The organism is Gelidibacter salicanalis, assembly GCF_016469035.1.
In the GTDB taxonomy this organism is placed as follows: domain Bacteria; phylum Bacteroidota; class Bacteroidia; order Flavobacteriales; family Flavobacteriaceae; genus Gelidibacter; species Gelidibacter salicanalis_A.
Genome location: NZ_JAEHJZ010000398.1, coordinates 1 through 324, shown reverse-complemented (window position 1 = coordinate 324; position 324 = coordinate 1). Strand labels below are relative to the sequence as shown.

Below are 324 nucleotides of genomic sequence, written 5' to 3'. Positions count from 1 at the left end.
CAAATGAAGCAATTGAGGCCGTGAGGGACTTTGTGGCCAAGGATCGACGACATACCATAACAGAAATGACTGCTAGCCTTAAATTGTCCCGTGGAACTGTTTCCCGCATCTTGCATAATGATTTGAGCCTCGTAAAGAAGTCTGCAAGATGGGTCCCAAGGCTTCTCTCCATTCCCCAAAAATTGGCACGTGTGAAAGCGGCAGAGGCTTTCAAAAAGCTGGAATTTATGAGGGGAAAAGCCTTCATTCGATCAATTGTGACCATGGACGAGTCGGCAGTGTCCTTCTTCACCCCTGAGAGCAAGGCCCAGTCCAAACAGTGGC

General features: G+C 48.8%; 1 protein-coding gene. It reads left to right on the top strand.

The genetic code is table 11. From position 1 onward, the window contains the following. Nucleotides 1-324 (top strand): hypothetical protein (locus JEM65_RS22660; RefSeq protein ID WP_233530813.1); only part of this gene is annotated, 324 nt, incomplete at both ends.